Here is a 17,874-nt window from a genome sequence, read left to right as displayed (position 1 = left end):
GTCCTGACCGTCTGGAAATCCGATGGAATTTTCCGGACGCCTCCGCATCCATCCGTATAGGACTAAATTAGGGAGGATTTATGGGCGGGCCATCGCTTTACATCATCGACTACATGCTCCATGGCGAACCCAAGTCATTCATCATTCGAGCAGAGGTGATGAATAACTCCGAGGCTTGGCATTGGGCCAGTTGCGACGCAGGTGTCGGGCGCATACCCAAATTCGGGAGAGAAAAGGTCAAGCGGGTCACCAAGCCCCTTGCGGAGAAATACGGCATCACGGATGTGCGCTGGCGCGCAAGCGTCGCACCGAGCTGGATCAAGGAATCCGGCTGATCATACAAACCCTTTTTCCGGCGTGCCGGCTGTCCAGCCGGGTGCCGGAGCCTGCGGCGCAACCCCGATAACTCTACTACGCTTAATCGACAGCACGACCCGCCTCCAGCGGGCCTCGTGCTGCTCGATCAACTCTGAATTGGAGGTGTGACATGTCTGAAAAAGAGTCCATCACCACCCTGCTCACCCTGCTGGAATCGCGCCAGGCCCGGTTGACGGCTGCCTGCAAGGAAATCGCCGACTGGGTCGACCACAACGGCGGCCATCCAACGGCCGTACGCATCCGGGACCGCCTCAACGACATCGAGAAGGATGCCCCGTCGATCCAGCACGCCCTGTCGTCACTCAAGCCAGTCGAACGGCCCTTGCCCAAATTCCGCTAGCTTCAAGCGCGTCAGCCCCGCGTCTGCTCACGTACGTCGACCCTGAAAATCGATGGAACGCGGCGGCTTTTTGCTCCTCGATATTGAAACAGGTGCAAAAACCGCGAAAAGGAGATCCATCATGAACGCCAAAGTCCTGCTGCTGATGACGGCTTGCGCCAGCCCCACCGCCGTCATGGCACAAGGCTGCGATGTCAGGACCCAGTCCCAGAGCCAGTCAGTGTCGGAAATCGAAACCCACAGTTGCTATGAGTACAAAGGCGTGCCCGCCGAAGCCATCGGCTGGTCTTGCAGCAATGAAAGCAAGGGAACCCTGAGCACCCGCAAGACACCGGTCGAACGCTGCGCTGCCGGCCACGTCGCCACATGCGAGGCCAGGCTGACCCAGGAAGCCCTGGCCAATCCGCATTCCACCAGCAAAGACAGGACGGGGGGCTCGGCCAACATCCCGGACGACGCGCAAGTCATCTGGTACTACTACGGTGTCGAGCAACTGCAGCAGGCAAAAAAGGACTGCGAAACCACCGGCGGCCGCTGGCAGAATCGCTGATGTTCAGCCCTGCGAGCAATACCCGACGACTAGCCTTTGCTGTGCTCCGGCGACGACGGCGGCTCCTTGACCCCGCGTGGACCAGCCACGCCCCAGATGATCAAGCCCACTACCGGCAGGATAATCAGTAACAGGGCCCAGCCGGCCTTGGTACCGGCTGATTTGTCGCTGCGAAAGACGCTGACGATTGCCCAGAGATCTACCAGCAGCAAAAGCACTGCGACAGCAATCCAGAAATAACTGGCTAATTCAGACATGGCCCAATCCTCCATTCAAGGTCTAAGGATTAGGCCTGGGCGCCCCGGGACCGTTCAAAAAATCTGCCAGATGTCCTGACGTTGCCTGCATAGGTTTGCGCGAAGGCCAGGCAAGGGAAACGGGGCGAGGAAGCGGAGTCTACCGGCTGTCAACAAGCATCTCGACCGGACTCGCGCACGAGCCTGTTCTCAATGCCGCATAAACGAGTATCAAGGCTTTTTCGTACTGCGGCTAAGAGGGACGCTCATTCAGATAGCCGATCCACTGCTCATAGGCTTCATGCTGACGCCGAACCGCCTCTTCCCAGGCCGCACCGGTCATCTGGTGGGCACAGATAAGGGTCATCATTTCCGAAGTCGCCGCATCGAGCTCCACAAGAAGCTCGTGGGATTTGATCTTGAAGTCTTCCACAGTGGTCATTTTTCCTCTCTCCCCACTGCCCGGGGTGGCTATCCACTCAACATGGATACCTTTTTTCCCATCTGATTCATTTTAGGCGATGGCCGGTCAGCTCGACCTGTCCGGCGACCATGATTCAGACGGGATACTCGACCGCACCTATTCATTCGAATCAGGTTCAATCTTTCCTGGATGGATGTGGTCGTACCGATAGAGAGTCCAAAAACCTGATTGAACACTTGCAACAAGACCTGCGTCCTATGTTTCAGTTATATTTCATTTTTATGACAGCGATGTGCCGGACACCCCCATGAAAATTCGAGCGACCGTCATCTGCCAGGAAAATCGCCATGTGCTGTTGGTGCGAAAGCCCAACAGCCGTTGGGCGTTGCCGGGTGGAACCGTCGAGCGCGGCGAAACCCATGCCGATGCCGCCCTCAGGGAGCTGGCCGAAGAAACCGGACTGACCGCTGAAAATCTGCTCTACCTGATGCGCCTCAACGACGGCGGCACCGAACATCACGTATTCGAAGCCTCGGTCAACGACTCGAAGGCGGCCCGTCCATTGAATGAAATCCACGACTGCCTCTGGCATCCACTGGACGCCATCGCCCAGTTGCAGCTGAAAAAAGGCACACAGGAAATACTGGAAGCGTTCCGGCGCAGATTATGATTATCCGCAGGCGTCAGTGACTGCGCAGCCAACAGAAAGAACCGAATAGACTCATCGTTCACCCTTCTACCGGGACTCGTTGTTCGACCCGGCCTGGAGCCCTTGCATCACCGTGGTGAAGCCTGGTCGCTGATATTTTTGTTGTCGACCAAGCGAATGGAAAAGTCACGACTACAATCATTCCTCATGGTGAACCGTGCGGATGGGAGGCTGTCGTGCTTGATTATTTTGCGCTGGGTATCCTGATCTTTGCCGGACTGTTCCTTTTCTACGGAATCATCTTATTGCACGACATTCCTTATGAAATTGCCGTGCACCGAAACCACCCACACCAGGATGCCATCCATGCGACCGGCTGGGTCAGCCTGTTCACGCTGCATGCGCTTTGGCCATTTCTGTGGATTTGGGCAATGGCCTATCGCGAGGATCGGGGCTGGGGTTTTGGCGATGGTAAATCTCCCCTCAGTCACATTACCCAGTTAGAGCAGCAACTGGCAGAACTGCAAGGCCGCGTTGAGCGACTGGAAATATCCGCCGGCAAAAATCGACAAACACCGGCACCCAGCAAAAGCGACGGGGGTATTTAGGTCATGGACCTTTTGCTCATTTTGACCTATGCCGCCCTCTGTGTTGCCATCTTTAAAATCTTCCATATTCCGTTAAATAAATGGACGGTGCCTACCGCTGTCCTGGGCGGCATCCTTATCATTGGCGCCCTGATTTTTACGATGAATTACAACCACCCTTATTCAGAGGTGGCCCGTTATTATTTTGTTTCCGTCCCAGTGATTCCGGTCGTCAGTGGTCAAGTCATCGAGGTTCCGGTAAAAGGCAACGAACTCATTCAAAAGGGCGATATTCTATTTCGCATAGACCCGACGCCATTCACGTACCGGGTCAAGTCAATCAAGGCGCAGCTGATCGCCGCAAAAGGCGATCGCGCCAGGATCACCGAGCTGATCAAGCGCAGCTTTGGCACCCAACGGGAGCTGGAGGCCACCATCGCCCGTACGGACGATCTGCAAGCACAGCTGGATCACGCTCAATATGAATTGGATAACACGATCGTGCGTGCCCCGAGCAAAGGGTTCGTCGCACAGGTCTCCTTGCGGCCCGGGATGATGGCAACCAAACTACCGCTAAGGCCTTCAATGATATTCATCCCTGACGAGGGCCAATATTTCGCGGCCTGGATGCGCCAGAACAGTTTATTGCGTCTGGTCGTTGGCGATGAAGCGGAAGTGGCATTCGACGGAATCCCGGGAAAAGTATTCAAAGGCAAGGTTGCGAGTGTCTTGAGCGTCATCGGAGAGGGGCAGGTTCAGCCTTCGGGAACACTCACCAGCTATACCGGCTCACCGCCACCAGGTCGAGTTCCTGTCGTCATTGAAATCAATGATCCGGATTTTACCCAGTATCGGGACTTCGTCCCCGGTGGCGCCTACGGTCAGGCGGCGGTTTATAGTCAGCACTTTCACCATATAGGCATGATGCGCAAGATACTGTTGCGGATGGCTGCGTGGATGAACTATATCTTTCCATTCCATTAATTTCTTTACTGATCGCCAAAATCCATAAGCACCCTTCAAACGCTTGGGATATTGCCCCTGCCTTTCAATATTCCCTATTGAACGCCCCAAAACGAAATCCTGCCCGAGCATTCCGCGAGAAACCACGCTATCGAGGCGATGTCTTGCCCTCTTTATTACAAAAACAGCTCAGCAGTTATTTTTAATTGCAAATAAACATACAAAGCACAAACAGAATAAACAAGCATCCTTTACAACATTAAAAACTTGTCTAACGTCAATCCGGCGAAAGGCAAAACCATGGAATTTGTTATTTAAAAACCAGGCGCTGTACGAAAAGTCTTGAGATCAAGGTCAGGCAGTTTTCAACGCTGCCTGAACGAGTATCAAGGCTTTTCGTACAGAGCCTAAAACACCGCTTGCCACCTATGGAGTCATGCCATGTCTGAAGCGCCTGGAAAACTGCACCTTGGTGCATTGGTTGCACTGGTTGTCGGCTCCATGATCGGTGGCGGGATCTTTTCCCTGCCGCAGAACATGGCCGCCAGCGCCGATGTCGGAGCGGTACTGATCGGTTGGGCCATCACCGCCGTCGGCATGCTGACCCTGGCCTTCGTCTTCCAGACCCTGGCCAACCGCAAACCCGACCTGGACGGCGGCGTGTATGCCTACGCCAAGGCCGGTTTCGGCGACTACATGGGCTTCTCCTCGGCCTGGGGCTACTGGATCAGCGCCTGGTTGGGCAACGTCGGTTATTTCGTCCTGCTGTTCAGTACCCTGGGCTACTTCTTCCCGATTTTCGGCGAGGGCAACACCGTGGCGGCGGTGATCGGTGCCTCGGTGCTGTTGTGGGCGGTGCATTGGCTGGTGCTGCGCGGCATCAAGGAGGCGGCGTTCATCAACCTGGTGACCACCGTCGCCAAGGTCGTGCCGCTGTTGCTGTTCGTGCTGATCGCACTGTTCGCCTTCAAGCTCGAGATCTTCACCCGGGACATCTGGGGCACGATGAACCCCGACCTGGGCAGCGTGATGAACCAGGTGCGCAACATGATGCTGGTCACCGTGTGGGTGTTCATCGGCATCGAGGGGGCGAGCATCTTTTCCGCCCGTGCCGAGAAACGCACCGACGTGGGCAAGGCCACCGTGATCGGCTTCATCACCGTGCTGCTGTTCCTGGTGCTGGTGAACGTGTTGTCCCTGGGCATCATGACCCAGCCGGAACTGGCCAAGCTGCAGAATCCATCCATGGCCGCGGTGCTGGAGCACGTGGTGGGCCACTGGGGTGCGGTGCTCATCAGCGTCGGCCTGATCATCTCGCTGCTGGGCGCCCTCTTGTCCTGGGTGCTGCTGTGCGCCGAGATCATGTTCGCCGCCGCCAAGGACCACACCATGCCGGAGTTCCTGCGCCGCGAGAACGCCAACCACGTACCGGCCAACGCCCTGTGGCTGACCAACGCGATGGTCCAGCTGTTCTTGATCATCACCCTGTTCTCGGCCAGCACCTACCTGTCCCTGATCTACCTCGCCACCTCGATGATCCTGGTGCCGTACCTGTGGTCGGCGGCCTACGCGCTGCTGCTGGCGGTGCGTGGCGAGACCTACGAGGGTTTCGCGGCCGAGCGGCGCAAGGACCTGGCCATCGGCGCCATCGCCCTGGTCTACGCCGTCTGGCTGCTGTATGCCGGCGGGATCAAGTACCTGCTGCTGTCCGCCCTGCTCTACGCCCCCGGCGCGATCCTGTTCGCCAAGGCCAAGCGCGAGCTGGGCAAACCGGTTTTCACCTCTGTCGAGAAGCTGATTTTCGCCGCAGTGGTCGCAGGCGCCCTGGTGGCGGCCTATGGACTCTACGACGGCTTCCTGACCCTGTAGCCGACTGTTCAACTGGAGGATGTGTAATGACCACGGAAAAAGTGAAGTACGGCGTTCATTCCGAAGCCGGCAAACTGCGTAAAGTCATGGTGTGCTCCCCAGGCCTGGCCCATCAGCGCTTGACCCCGAACAACTGCGACGAACTGCTGTTCGACGATGTGATCTGGGTCAACCAGGCCAAGCGCGACCATTTCGATTTCGTCACCAAGATGCGCGAGCGCGGCATCGATGTGCTGGAGATGCACAACCTGCTGACCGACATCGTCGCCATGCCCGACGCCCTGGACTGGATCCTGCAGCGCAAGATCACCGCCAATTCGGTGGGCCTGGGCCTGGTGAATGAAGTCGGTTCGTGGCTGCGCAGCCTGGAACCGCGCAAGATCGCCGAATTCCTGATCGGCGGCGTCTCGGCCGACGACTTGCCGGACAGCTTCGGTGGCAAGACCATCCAGATGTTCCGCGATTTTCTCGGCCACTCCAGCTTCATCCTGCCGCCGCTGCCCAACACCCAGTTCACCCGCGACACCACCTGCTGGATCTACGGCGGCGTGACCCTGAACCCGATGTACTGGCCGGCGCGTCGCCAGGAGACCCTGCTGACCACCGCCATCTACAAGTTCCACCCCGAGTTCACCCACGCCGACTTCCAGATCTGGTACGGCGACCCGGACCAGGACCATGGCAACGCCACCCTCGAAGGCGGTGACGTGATGCCCATCGGCAATGGCGTGGTGCTGATCGGCATGGGCGAGCGCTCGTCCCGCCAGGCCATCGGCCAACTGGCGCTGAACCTGTTCAAGCACAAGGCCGTGGAACGGGTGATCGTCGCCGGCCTGCCCAAGTCCCGTGCCGCCATGCACCTGGACACCGTGTTCAGTTTCTGCGACCGCGACCTGGTGACCATCTTCCCCGAAGTCGTCGGCCAGATCGTCGCCTTCTCCCTGCGGCCCGACGAGAGCAAGCCCGGCGGCATCGACGTGCGCCGCGAGGAAGGCAGCTTCCTCGACACCGTGGCCGCCGCCCTCAAGCTGCCGGCGCTGCGGGTGGTGGAAACCGGTGGCAACAGCTTCGCCGCCGAGCGCGAGCAATGGGACGACGGCAACAACGTGGTGGCCATGGAGCCCGGCGTGGTGATCGGCTATGACCGCAACACCTACACCAACACGCTGCTGCGCAAGGCCGGCGTGGAAGTGATCACCATCAGCGCCAGCGAACTGGGCCGCGGCCGCGGCGGCGGCCATTGCATGACCTGCCCGATCATCCGCGACCCCATCGACTACTGACCTTCGAGCCTGGGCGGCATCGACCCGATCCCGCCCAGGGGATAACCGAAACCCAAGGAGATCCATCATGGCTTTCAACATGCGCAACCGCAGCCTGCTGAGTTTGATGCACCACACCAACCGCGAGCTGCATTACCTGCTGGACCTGTCCCGCGACCTCAAGCGCGCCAAGTACACCGGCACCGAGCAGCCCCACCTCAAGGGCAAGAACATCGCGCTGATCTTCGAAAAGACTTCGACCCGCACCCGCTGCGCCTTCGAAGTCGCAGCCCATGACCAGGGCGCCCACGTCACCTACATCGACCCGGTGTCGTCGCAGATCGGTCACAAGGAAAGCATGAAGGACACCGCCCGCGTCCTGGGGCGGATGTTCGACGCCATCGAGTACCGCGGCTTCGAACAAGAGATCGTCGAGGAACTGGCCAAGTTCGCCGGCGTGCCGGTGTTCAACGGCCTGACCGCCGAATTCCACCCCACCCAGATGATCGCCGACACCCTGACCATGCGCGAGCACAGCGACAAGCCGCTGCATGACATCAGCTACGCCTACCTGGGCGACGCGCGCTACAACATGGGCAATTCGCTGCTGATGATCGGCGCCAAACTGGGCATGGACGTGCGCATCGGCGCACCGAAAGCCTTGTGGCCGCACCAGGACTTCATCGACCAGTGCCAGGCCTTCGCCGCCGAAAGTGGCGCACGCATCACCATCACCGAGGATCCGAAAGAAGCGGTCAAGGGCGTGGACTTCATCCACACCGACATCTGGGTCTCCATGGGCGAGCCGGTGGAAGCCTGGGACGAGCGCATCGAGCAGTTGCTGCCCTACCAGGTCAACGCCCAGATGATGAAAGCCTCGGGCAATCCCCGGGTGAAATTCATGCACTGCCTGCCCGCGTTCCACAACAGCGAGACCAAGGTCGGCAAGGACATCGCCGGCCGCTACCCGCACCTGGCCAACGGCGTGGAAGTGACCGAGGACGTCTTCGAGTCCCCAGCCAACATCGCCTTCGAGCAGGCGGAAAACCGCATGCACACCATCAAGGCGATCCTGGTGTCGGCATTGGCGGATATCTGAATGCCCGACGCGAATCACTGTGGGAGCAAGCTCGCTCCCACAGGGGCTACGTTGCTCATCACATTTTTAGAAGGACAGCATCATGCGCATCGTCGTTGCCCTGGGCGGTAACGCCCTCCTGCGTCGGGGTGAGCCCATGACCGCAGACAACCAACGCAGCAACATCCGCACCGCGACCGAGCAGATCGCCAAGATCCATGGCGGCAACCAGCTGGTCATCGCCCACGGCAACGGCCCGCAGGTCGGCCTGCTGTCATTGCAGGCGGCGGCCTACACCTCGGTCACACCCTATCCGCTGGACGTGCTGGGGGCCGAAACCGAGGGCATGATCGGCTACATCATCGAACAGGAACTGGGCAACCTGCTGGACTTCGAAGTGCCGTTCGCCACGTTGCTGACCCAGGTGGAGGTGGACGCCGACGACCCGGCCTTCCAACACCCCACCAAGCCCATCGGCCCGGTCTACGACAAGACCGAAGCCGAAAGACTCGCCGCCGAGAAAGGCTGGGCCATCGCCCCGGACGGCGACAAGTACCGCCGGGTGGTGGCCAGCCCACGGCCCAAGCGCATCTTTGAAATCCGTCCGATCAAGTGGCTGCTGGAAAAAGGCAGCATCGTGATCTGCGCCGGTGGCGGCGGCATCCCGACGATGTACGACGCCCACGGCAAGCTGCAGGGCGTCGAAGCGGTGATCGACAAGGACCTGTGTTCGGCGCTGCTGGCCCAACAGCTGGAGAGCGACCTGCTGGTGATCGCCACCGACGTCAACGCCGCGTTCATCGACTACGGCAAGCCAACCCAGAAAGCCATCGCCCAGGCCCACCCGGACGAAATGGACAGGCTCGGCTTCGCCGCCGGCTCCATGGGACCCAAGGTCCAGGCAGCCTGCGAATTTGCCCGCAACACCGGCAAGGTCGCGGTGATCGGCGCACTGGCGGACATCGATGCCATCGTCCAGGGCACTGCGGGCACGCGTATCAGCACGGCCACTCCCGGCATTACCTATCGATAATCAGAACTGCAGGGGCAGGGTCAGGCCTGCCCCTCCTCCCGAACCCTGAAAGGAGAGCACCATGGCCCACTTTGAACCCGGTCGTCTGCATATCGAACGACACGCACTGAACAAGGACGATGTCAGCTACGACCTGTGCCTGGATTATGAGGTCACCACCGATCCCAAGGAAGGCAAAGGGATGCAATTCACGATGCACGGCAGCATTCAGGGCAAGGATATGAAGGAAACGTTTTTCCTGAGCAAGGAGCAGGCATACAACTTCGCCAGCAACGTGACCAAGATTGCGGAGAAACATGGAATTCCCAAGGCTTACAGCAGCATCGGTTCGCAACACAAACATTACGATCTGATGTTCGAGGATGTGCGGGTGCAGTTGAACATGAAGTCCGGAGACCCCGTCAACCCTGAACATTTTGAATGACTCACCGAGCGTAAATGGCACGCACCTGCACGCTCACACGATTGTGCCGGTTGGCAGGAGCGCTGTTGTTACGTGACCTTGATTCACATCCCAGGTACTCAAGGAAAGCAGCCATGACACCGATTCGCACCCTGGCTTTAATTGCTGCACTGCTGTCAACGACCAGTCTGGCGGTCCGTGCCGCTGATATACCGCTGGGCAGCAATGCCATGGAAGGCCATATCGTTTCGCGCGTACTCGCCGTTGATCCGGCGCTCTATCAAGTCACCATCGAAGGCCGCAACAAAGAACCGGTGCCCATCCAGCTCTCCGACCAAGCCAAGAACCTGCACAATCTGAGAGTCGGTGACAACGTCGAGATTCACGTGATTCGCTCAGTCGCTTATGTATTGGATACGAACGTTGGCGGGGAGCCAGGAGTATCCAATGAAGCCATGGCCATCCGCACCACCAAGGACAATCCCAATCCCGGCGGTGAAGCTTTCCGTCAAGTCAGAGTCACGTCCAAGATCACTCGCATTGATTTGAAAGAACATGAAGTGACTTTGCTACCTCCGGAGGGACAAGTCATCGTATTGAAAGTGGAGGATCCAAAGCTTCAGGAACGGATGAAGAAACTGCAGGAGGGTCAGACGATCGATGCCATTTATACCGAGGTATTGAAAGTCAAAACCTCACGCTAGGCTCTGTACGAAAAGTCTCGAGATGAAGATCAGGCAAGGCGAAAACAGCCGAGCAAGCGCGGTGTACCGGAGTACATGAGCATTGCGAGGCAGTTTTCAACGCGGCATGAACGAGTATCAAGTCTTCTCGTACAGAGCCTAGGGAACCCCCGACTTAACCACTGGCTGGCCTGGGCGGACATGGCGTCGCGCTTGCAAGCCGGCCAACAGACCAACAGACCAACAGACCAACAGACACCATCGCAATGCTCGCGAGATTCAGGCATCAGAGATGTGGATGGCGATGAGTGCCTGTCAGCTTTTGCAGGCCACCTGGGCAGGCGCGGCAGACGTCAACTTGGAGGGGATTACAATTGACGTGCCAGGCACAGGGGTGAGCTCGAAAACTCCCAGCAGGCAAATAAGTGCTTGCCGACCATCCTTGTCTGGCCTCATGTCCACTCCTGCAAAAACTTCGTAGTCTTTCCCGGGTTCCAGTTTGTACACGAGTGCCTGGTCAGCGCAGGCCCAATAAGTGCTGCCAGAACCAGCAACGGTCGCGCCCTGGGTTGCAATCTGAAATGGCAAGTCTGTCCTGACGCGATATTCGGTGACAACCTCCTTGTATGCGCCTTGGGCTCTGCGGATCGAGGGGATGTATTGGACAAGAGGGGGCATCACCCTTTTCGGCATGCCAATGCTCACCGACTTCAGGGGGTACTGCGGATAGTTGATGCTCGCCGTACCGTCCTCCCCGAAACGTCCGGCTTCAGCCATCTTATGCCGGGTGGCAGGCGCACAACTGCCCATGATGCTATCGCCATACACACTGGAGTTCGTGATGACGCGAACATGCGCCACCCCCTCTGATTGGACAGGCTCTTCGTACGGAACCGAAGGTATCCCAGAGCAACCGGCAAGCGCTGCAGAAAAAATAGTTACGAAAGTGATAACCCGCATGACCATGTCCTTATGTACTCGATAGCTCAAAAAAAAACCGACACTATGATCGGTTTTCTGTGCACGCCCACACACGCAGGAGTGACAGGGCGGCGAATACTGGGACATGACGAAATGATATTCAAGCCCTTCTGAAGGCTTCTTTATGCCGCATCGTTTTCCATTACTCAGCCAACTGCGAGCAGATTACAAAAGGGGGACCGGATCTGTTGATAAAGCGGATCATGGCACACAGAACAGCCCGATCGGCATAGGGTGCCGTCGACATGATTGCGGATAAAAATTGCGAGGGATGAAACAAACAAGGGTTTGCATCAGCATTCGCTCGCAAACCCTTGATTTTAGATGGTGCCCGAAGCCGGAATCGAACCGGCACGCCCTTACGAGCGGGGGATTTTAAGTCCCATGCGTCTACCAGTTTCGCCATTCGGGCGGTAGCGCGGTCAAGCTTCCTGAAGCGGTCAAGATCATGGATCTGACAGGTCGAAGCCGGTACAGCAGAGGGGACGAAATATATACATCCCTCCCCTATGAAGCAAGGTAGCCCATGTTCTTTCGAAACAAAAAACTGCATTGCCACATAAAGAAAAAAGCTCTGTAAATCATAGATCTACAGAGCTTTTTAATAGTGGAGGCCGAAGTCGGAATCGAACCGGCGTAGGTGGATTTGCAATCCACTGCATAACCATTTTGCTATTCGGCCTCAGGACGCTTGATGCCAGTGAAACCATCAACCGCTTTTAAACCTGATGAGGAGCGGATCAATCTAATTGAGCGCTATCTCCTTGAAAACATTGAGTTTTTTTAGCCCTCAATGCGTTCGATGGGCGCAATTATGTACTCATTTGCCGAAGCTGACAACCCCTTGATTTCAAAAAAAAATCAGCCGGCACGCGGGTCCCTGCTCCGTTTCATCGGTTCGACAATCTTACTCGGGCCGCCTGTCCCGCCGCCTCATCGGAAACCCCTGACGTCGATGGAACGACCGACCGCCCCGCCGGTTCATTCCTTATGTTGCCCTCGGACTTTGTAAGGAAAACCATCATGACTGAACGTCCACCACTGGTTGCGAGCCGGGCTGCGGTGCCGAGTCCGTCGCACCCCAATCTCGGTACACCGGAGCGTGCATTATCACTCCTGGCCGGCACGCTGCTGATTGCCAACGGGCTGCGTGAAGGCGGGCTCAAAGGTTGGCCACAGGTACTGCTGGGGGCCTGCGCGACCTGGCGTGCCTATTCGGGTACCTGCCGGGTCAAGCAGGCGCTTACCCATACCCCGTTCGAACAGGCCTTCGAGCAGGATCGGGGCTGGGACGGGAGCAAAGTGATCTCCCGCAGCATCACGGTCGGCAAGCCGCGGGAAGAGGTCTTTGAGTTCTGTCGCAACCCCGCCAACCTGGGCGCCTTGGTGCCCTGGATCGATGAGATCGAACAGACCGGCGAACACACCTACCGCTGGGTGGCGCGCGGGCCGATGGACAAGACCCTGCACTGCGACCTCGAGCAGCACGAACCCAAGGAAGGCCGCAAGCTGCACTGGATCGCCGGGCCGGACACGCGCTTCAAGCACGACATCCAGATGCACTTCAGCGATGCGCCGACGGGCCGGGGCACGCAGATCAAGGTGATCGTCGCCTGCAAGACTTCCCTCGGCAGTGCGGGTTATGCATTGGCCAGTGCCATTTCGAAATTCTCCGACAAGGCCCTGCTCCATCTGCTTCGCAGCATCAAGCAGCAACTGGAAACGGGCGAAGTGACCACCAACCGGATGCGGGCCGAGGGCACGAAGGACTTCCTGTTCATTCACCCGGCCACGACCGCGACTTCAACACCGGGCCATGCCCCGTCCAACGGAGGAACAGTCTGATGCGCGCACTCACCTGGCAAGGACCCAACAAGCTACAAGTCGACACCGTCGATGATCCGTCCATCCTCAACCCTCGCGATGCTATCGTGCGGGTGAAGCTGTCCTCGGTCTGCGGTTCGGACCTGCACCTATTGGGCGGCTACGTACCCACCATGCAAGCTGGCGACATCATCGGTCACGAATTCATGGGCGAGGTGGTGGAAACCGGTTCGGCCGTCACGCAGTTCAAGAAAGGTGACCGTGTTGTCACCGTGTCGATCCTCGGCTGCGGCCAGTGCGAGCATTGCCAGCGCGCGGACTTTTCCTGCTGCGACAACTCCAATCCCAACCCCACCGCGACGGACATTGCCTACGGCCAACCGGCCTGCGGCATCATCGGCTACAGCCACGCCTTCGGCGGCTTCGCGGGCAGTCACGCCACTTATATCCGCGTGCCATTCGCCGACGTGAACCTGTTCACCATTCCCGAAGGCGTGACAGACGAACAAGCGGTTTTTGTCTCCGATGCAGTGCCCACCGGCTTCTTCGCTGCTGATAACGCCAACATCCAGCGCGGCGACACGGTTGCGGTCTGGGGTTGTGGCGGGGTCGGGTTGATGGCGATTGCCAGCGCGTACCTGTTGGGCGCCGAACGGGTGATCGCCATCGACCGCTTTACCGACCGCTTGCGTCTGGCCGAGGAAAAGACCGGTGCCATCGCGCTCAATTACGAAACCACCGACGTGCATGCCGCCCTGCTGGAGCTGACCGGGGGCCGCGGCCCGGATCGCTGCATCGACTGCGTGGGCATGGAGGCCCACGGCACCGAGGTCGATTACTACTATGACAAGACCAAACAGATGATGCGCCTGCACACCGAGCGCGGAACGGTGTTGCGCCAGTCCATCCGCGCTTGTCGCAAGGGGGGCACCGTCTCGGTGGTCGGGGTGTATGGCGGTCTCCTGGACAAGTTCCCCATGGGAGCGATCGTCAACAAGTCCCTGACCCTGCGCTCGGGCCAGCAACCGGGGCAACGTTATGTGCCGAGGCTGTTCGAATATATTCAGAAAGGCGAACTGGACCCTTCCTATCTGCTGACCCACCCCATGGGGCTGGAGCAGTCGGTGCAGGGTTATGAGATGTTCAAGGACAAGCGCGAGCAGTGCCTGCGGGCGGTATTCCGACCGGAATAACCAGCGCGGTCAAGGGGGCCTGCCTGCCAGGCTCCCGACGCCCGTCTGCGTGAGTCCAGCGTATTTTTTTCTTGCCAGGATCGACGCACTGTCGGATAAGACACAGCCTCAGCCGTCTCAGAGTCCGTCCATGCCCCGCGTCGGTGTCCTCCAGGGTTCGAACATCCGCCTGCTGGTTTACCTGCTGTTCGCCATCCAGTTGGTGTCCATGGGTGCCATGGAGATGAGTGGCCCCTTCTGGCCGGTTCATCTGCACCAGTTGACCGACAACGACGCGCTCTTCAGCTTCGCCAGTACCGCGGTGTACGTCGGCCCGATGCTGGGCATCATGCTGACCAGCGCCTTTTGGGGGCGGATCGGTGATCGCCATGGGCACAAGCTTATGATGATCCGCGCCTTGGCCGGTTTGTCCCTGACGCAGCTGGGGCTGGCACTGAGCAGCGATATCTGGGTCATCCTGGTGCTGCGCTTCCTGCAGGGCGCATTCGCCGGCTACATCGCCCCGGCCCAGGCCTGCGGGGTCAGTATCGAAGCCTCCTCAGAGGTGATTACCGAGCAGATGCTGCGCAGCGTCTACCGGGTCGAGGCAAGGATCGAACAGTGTTCCAGGGGGGAGCGGCACGTGATTGTCGACAGCGTGGCCTGAACCGCCAGGCCTGGGCGCTCAGGCAGTCGCGGCCCAAGGCCATTGCAGGTAACATACCGGCCTTTCCCGCCGCCTCTGCGACCTGCCGAATAAGCCCACTCCATGCCTTTTGAACTCAGCGTTGACCTCACCACCCTCGCTATCCTTGCCCTTGTCGCGTTCATCGCAGGCTTCATTGATGCCATCGCCGGTGGCGGTGGCCTGTTGACCACCCCCGCCCTGCTGACCGCCGGCCTGCCCCCTCACCTGGTGCTGGGGACCAACAAACTCAGTTCGACGTTCGGCTCCGCCACGGCCAGCTTCACCTTCTACAAGCGCAAGCTGTTCCACCCCAGGCAATGGACCCATGCCCTGGTCGGTACGTTGGTCGGCGCCCTGACCGGCGCCATCGTCGCCCACTACCTGCCCGCCGAGTGGCTGAACAAGATGCTGCCGGTGATCGTGTTCGCCTGTGGCCTGTATCTGTTGTTCGGGGGCACGCCCAAGGCGCCGCTGGACAGCGACGCGCCGATCAGGAAGACCTGGCAATCGCCCCAGGGTTTCACCCTGGGCTTCTACGACGGCGTGGCGGGCCCTGGCACGGGGGCGTTCTGGACCGTCAGCAGCCTGCTGCTCTACCCCATCGACCTGGTCAAGGCCAGCGGCGTGGCACGCAGCATGAACTTCGTCAGCAACATCGCGGCGCTGGCGGTGTTCATCTTCTCCGGGCAAGTGGACTGGGTCATCGGCCTGAGCATGGGCCTGTCGGTGATGATCGGCGCATTCTTCGGTGCCCGCACCGCCATCAGCGGCGGCGCGAAGTTCATCCGGCCGGTGTTCATCACCGTGGTCCTGGGCCTTACCGTGCGCCTAGCCTGGCAGCACTGGTTCAGCGTGGCCTAGACGGCGCGCCACATAGAGGTCGATCAGGTAGCGGGCGATCGAACGCGAAGCCGGCAACGGCGGCAGGTCGTGGACGCTGAACCACTGGGCGTCCTCGATTTCTTCTTCCTGGCGCACGATGTCGCCGCTGGCATATTCGGCATGGAAGCCCAGCATCATCGAATGAGGGAACGGCCAGCACTGGCTGCCCACATACTGGATGTTCTTCACTTCGATGCCGACTTCCTCGCGCACTTCGCGGACCAGGCAATCCTCGGCCGATTCGCCCGGCTCGGCAAACCCCGCCAGGGTGCTGTAGATACCGGTGACGAAGCGTGGCGAACGGGCCAGCAAGACCTCGTCGCCACGGGTAATCAGCACGATCATGCTGGGTGAAAGCCGCGGATAGTGGCGCAGGTCGCATACATCGCAATACATCGCCCGCTCCAGCGCAATCTGCCCCATGCGCTTGCCGCAACTGCCACAGAAACGATGCTCCCTGGCCCAGGTGCCGATCTGCGCCGCATACCCGAGCACCTTGTACAGCGTGTGATCGTCCTCGAGCATGAAGGCCCGCAGGCCTTTCCAGTTGCAACCAGGGACGTCCAGGGAACTGTGGAGCTCCAGCAGATAGACCGGCTCGCCGTCCAGGTGGCCGATGCCGTGCTCGGCAAGGATCGACAGGTCCTGGCGCTTGAGCCACTGGCGGGGAAACAGCGGGCCGTTATCGTCGAACAGGAAGCCTTCCGGGCTGCGGGCCACGGCCCAGCCGCCCGCCAGATCGGTATCGAGTACTGCGGTGGTCCAGCGTGGAATCATGATGATCAATCCAGAAATTCGGGTTTCTGTTTGCTCATATGGGCGGCCATGGCCACGCGCAGGTCGGTCGATTGCAACATGGCGGCGTTCCAGGTGGCGACGTACTCCAACCCGTCGTCGATGCGGTGGTCGCGCATGTAACCAATCATTTCCTTGGTGCCGGTCACGGCAATCGGCGACTTGGCGGCGATGTCCCGGGCGATGCCCATGACGCCGTCGAGTAGGCTGGCGGTATCGGTATAGACACGATTGACCAGGCCGATACTGCGCGCTTCATCGGCACCGAACGTACGCCCCGTATAAGCGAGTTCACGCAGCATGCCGTCCCCGATGATCCGGGGCAAGCGTTGCAATGTGCCAACATCGGCTGCCATGCCGATATCGATCTCCTTGATGGAGAACTGGGCATCCTCGGCGGCATAGCGCATGTCGCAGGCGGAGATCAGGTCGATGGCCCCACCCAGGCAGTAACCCTGGACAGCGGCGAGCACCGGCTTGCGGCAGTTGTCCACCGCATTGAACGAGGCTTGCAGTTGCAGGATCTTGCGCCGCAGCAGGCGCGCGTTGCGGCCCACGTCCTTGCCCAGTTCATTGGCCACGCCGGCCAGCATCATCAGGTCGATGCCCGAGGAAAAATGCTTGCCGGCCCCGCTCAATACCACCACCCGCACCTCGTCGGTGTCGTCGATCCACTGGAAGATCTCGATGATCTCGCTCCAGAACGCCGCGTTCATCGCATTGATCTTGTCCGGGCGATTGATCTGCACATGGGCGATGTTGTCTGCAAGTTCGACGGTGAACGCTTGGTATTGCGACATGGCAGTGATCCTTTACCGGCTGGGAAGAGGCCTGAACTATAACAAGCCCTCACGACAGGTCGTAGACAGTGCATCGGCCAAAAGCCGGACCTGGCTGGCACCCGGTACAGGCGCTACCCTGTCCCCAGTCGAAACACCCCCTGTGGCGAGGGGATTGATCCCCGCTGGGGCGCGAAGCCTCCCTTTTGCATCCTGCCTGGCGTATCGCAGTGCCGATAGTCAGGGCTGCTACGCAGCCCAACGGGGATAGATCCCCTCGTCACAGGGACCGGCTTCG

General features: G+C 59.3%; 20 protein-coding genes, 2 tRNA genes and 2 pseudogenes. 17 read left to right on the top strand and 7 right to left on the bottom strand.

From position 1 onward, the window contains the following. Nucleotides 1-80: 80 nt before the first annotated feature. The 3 genes from BW992_RS19475 to BW992_RS19465 all read left to right on the top strand — a co-directional run bounded on the left by BW992_RS19475 (nt 81) and on the right by BW992_RS19465 (nt 1,268). Nucleotides 81-335 (top strand): DUF6555 family protein, encoded by a 255-nt coding sequence (locus BW992_RS19475; RefSeq protein ID WP_041022040.1) that lies wholly within the window; start codon nt 81-83, stop codon nt 333-335. Nucleotides 336-487: 152 nt separating this feature from the next. Then, nucleotides 488-718 carry a hypothetical protein gene (locus BW992_RS19470; protein ID WP_072398419.1) on the top strand — a complete coding sequence of 77 codons (231 nt, stop codon included), beginning with the start codon at nt 488-490 and terminating at the stop codon, nt 716-718. 121 nt (nt 719-839) lie between these two features. After that, complete coding sequence (locus BW992_RS19465; protein WP_072431159.1) at nt 840-1,268, top strand: hypothetical protein; 429 nt, start codon at nt 840-842, stop codon at nt 1,266-1,268. A 29-nt stretch (nt 1,269-1,297) separates the two neighbouring features. Here BW992_RS19465 and BW992_RS19460 read toward each other — a convergent pair whose 3' ends face one another. Then, nucleotides 1,298-1,525 carry a PLD nuclease N-terminal domain-containing protein gene (locus BW992_RS19460; protein WP_072398417.1) on the bottom strand — a complete coding sequence of 76 codons (228 nt, stop codon included), beginning with the start codon at nt 1,523-1,525 and terminating at the stop codon, nt 1,298-1,300. Nucleotides 1,526-1,757: 232 nt separating this feature from the next. Continuing rightward, a complete protein-coding gene (locus tag BW992_RS19455) occupies nt 1,758-1,946 on the bottom strand; it encodes a hypothetical protein (protein WP_072398416.1) in 189 nt (62 codons plus the stop codon). 289 nt (nt 1,947-2,235) lie between these two features. Here BW992_RS19455 and BW992_RS19450 point away from each other — a divergent pair, with 289 nt between their 5' ends. The 9 genes from BW992_RS19450 (at nt 2,236) to BW992_RS19410 (ending at nt 10,476) form a co-directional block, all read left to right on the top strand. After that, complete coding sequence (locus tag BW992_RS19450) at nt 2,236-2,598, top strand: NUDIX hydrolase (RefSeq protein WP_072398490.1); 363 nt, start codon at nt 2,236-2,238, stop codon at nt 2,596-2,598. A gap of 215 nt (nt 2,599-2,813) precedes the next feature. Then, nucleotides 2,814-3,185, top strand: coding sequence for a DUF3302 domain-containing protein (locus BW992_RS19445; RefSeq protein WP_072459330.1), 372 nt, complete (start codon nt 2,814-2,816; stop codon nt 3,183-3,185). A 3-nt stretch (nt 3,186-3,188) separates the two neighbouring features. After that, entirely contained in the window at nt 3,189-4,148 is a 960-nt protein-coding gene (locus BW992_RS19440) for an HlyD family secretion protein (protein WP_072398414.1), read from the top strand. Between the two features lie 420 nt (nt 4,149-4,568). Beyond that, entirely contained in the window at nt 4,569-5,996 is a 1,428-nt protein-coding gene (gene arcD / locus BW992_RS19435; protein ID WP_076406934.1) for an arginine-ornithine antiporter, read from the top strand. Between the two features lie 26 nt (nt 5,997-6,022). Beyond that, a complete protein-coding gene (arcA, locus tag BW992_RS19430) occupies nt 6,023-7,279 on the top strand; it encodes an arginine deiminase (RefSeq protein WP_072399312.1) in 1,257 nt (418 codons plus the stop codon). A 67-nt stretch (nt 7,280-7,346) separates the two neighbouring features. Then, nucleotides 7,347-8,357 carry an ornithine carbamoyltransferase gene (locus BW992_RS19425; protein WP_072431156.1) on the top strand — a complete coding sequence of 337 codons (1,011 nt, stop codon included), beginning with the start codon at nt 7,347-7,349 and terminating at the stop codon, nt 8,355-8,357. 82 nt (nt 8,358-8,439) lie between these two features. Continuing rightward, nucleotides 8,440-9,369, top strand: coding sequence for a carbamate kinase (arcC, locus tag BW992_RS19420; RefSeq protein WP_076406933.1), 930 nt, complete (start codon nt 8,440-8,442; stop codon nt 9,367-9,369). Between the two features lie 61 nt (nt 9,370-9,430). Then, nucleotides 9,431-9,793 carry a DUF5064 family protein gene (locus BW992_RS19415; protein ID WP_072398751.1) on the top strand — a complete coding sequence of 121 codons (363 nt, stop codon included), beginning with the start codon at nt 9,431-9,433 and terminating at the stop codon, nt 9,791-9,793. 113 nt (nt 9,794-9,906) lie between these two features. Continuing rightward, nucleotides 9,907-10,476 carry a hypothetical protein gene (locus BW992_RS19410; RefSeq protein ID WP_072398752.1) on the top strand — a complete coding sequence of 190 codons (570 nt, stop codon included), beginning with the start codon at nt 9,907-9,909 and terminating at the stop codon, nt 10,474-10,476. Between the two features lie 294 nt (nt 10,477-10,770). On the opposite strand, the gene BW992_RS19405 is transcribed toward BW992_RS19410, so the two are convergent. From BW992_RS19405 to BW992_RS19395, 3 genes are all read right to left on the bottom strand, one after another. Further along, the gene (locus tag BW992_RS19405; RefSeq protein ID WP_072432070.1) at nt 10,771-11,415 is read right to left on the bottom strand and encodes a hypothetical protein; all 645 of its coding nucleotides are present in this window, start codon (nt 11,413-11,415) and stop codon (nt 10,771-10,773) included. A 346-nt stretch (nt 11,416-11,761) separates the two neighbouring features. Further along, nucleotides 11,762-11,848: transfer RNA gene (locus tag BW992_RS19400), tRNA-Leu, on the bottom strand. Nucleotides 11,849-12,044: 196 nt separating this feature from the next. After that, nucleotides 12,045-12,118 (bottom strand) — tRNA-Cys (locus tag BW992_RS19395). A gap of 341 nt (nt 12,119-12,459) precedes the next feature. On the opposite strand from BW992_RS19395, the gene BW992_RS19390 reads away from it, so the two are divergent. From BW992_RS19390 to BW992_RS19375, 5 genes and pseudogenes are all read left to right on the top strand, one after another. After that, nucleotides 12,460-13,281 carry an SRPBCC family protein gene (locus BW992_RS19390; RefSeq protein WP_072398754.1) on the top strand — a complete coding sequence of 274 codons (822 nt, stop codon included), beginning with the start codon at nt 12,460-12,462 and terminating at the stop codon, nt 13,279-13,281. Then, nucleotides 13,281-14,453 (top strand): zinc-dependent alcohol dehydrogenase, encoded by a 1,173-nt coding sequence (locus BW992_RS19385; protein WP_076406932.1) that lies wholly within the window; start codon nt 13,281-13,283, stop codon nt 14,451-14,453. Before BW992_RS19390 ends, BW992_RS19385 begins: the two co-directional genes overlap by 1 nt. Nucleotides 14,454-14,583: 130 nt before the next feature. Next, nucleotides 14,584-14,994, top strand: a pseudogene (locus tag BW992_RS19380) (MFS transporter); the annotation flags it as partial. Next, nucleotides 14,989-15,099: pseudogene (locus BW992_RS27135) on the top strand (ABC transporter ATP-binding protein); the annotation flags it as partial. The pseudogenes BW992_RS19380 and BW992_RS27135, both read left to right, overlap by 6 nt. Nucleotides 15,100-15,201: 102 nt before the next feature. Further along, nucleotides 15,202-15,981 carry a TSUP family transporter gene (locus BW992_RS19375; protein ID WP_072398756.1) on the top strand — a complete coding sequence of 260 codons (780 nt, stop codon included), beginning with the start codon at nt 15,202-15,204 and terminating at the stop codon, nt 15,979-15,981. On the opposite strand, the gene nudC is transcribed toward BW992_RS19375, so the two are convergent. Beyond that, on the bottom strand, nt 15,949-16,779 hold the full coding sequence (nudC, locus tag BW992_RS19370; RefSeq protein ID WP_072398757.1) for an NAD(+) diphosphatase: 831 nt from the start codon (nt 16,777-16,779) through the stop codon (nt 15,949-15,951). The genes BW992_RS19375 and nudC overlap by 33 nt on opposite strands. Before the next feature lie 5 nt (nt 16,780-16,784). Further along, a complete protein-coding gene (locus BW992_RS19365) occupies nt 16,785-17,597 on the bottom strand; it encodes a crotonase/enoyl-CoA hydratase family protein (protein ID WP_072432072.1) in 813 nt (270 codons plus the stop codon). Between the last annotated feature and the right edge of the window lie 277 nt (nt 17,598-17,874).

It is taken from the genome of Pseudomonas sp. 7SR1, assembly GCF_900156465.1.
Classification (GTDB): domain Bacteria; phylum Pseudomonadota; class Gammaproteobacteria; order Pseudomonadales; family Pseudomonadaceae; genus Aquipseudomonas.
Note: the sequence above shows the minus strand (reverse complement) of the source record. Positions and strands in the feature narration are given on the sequence as shown.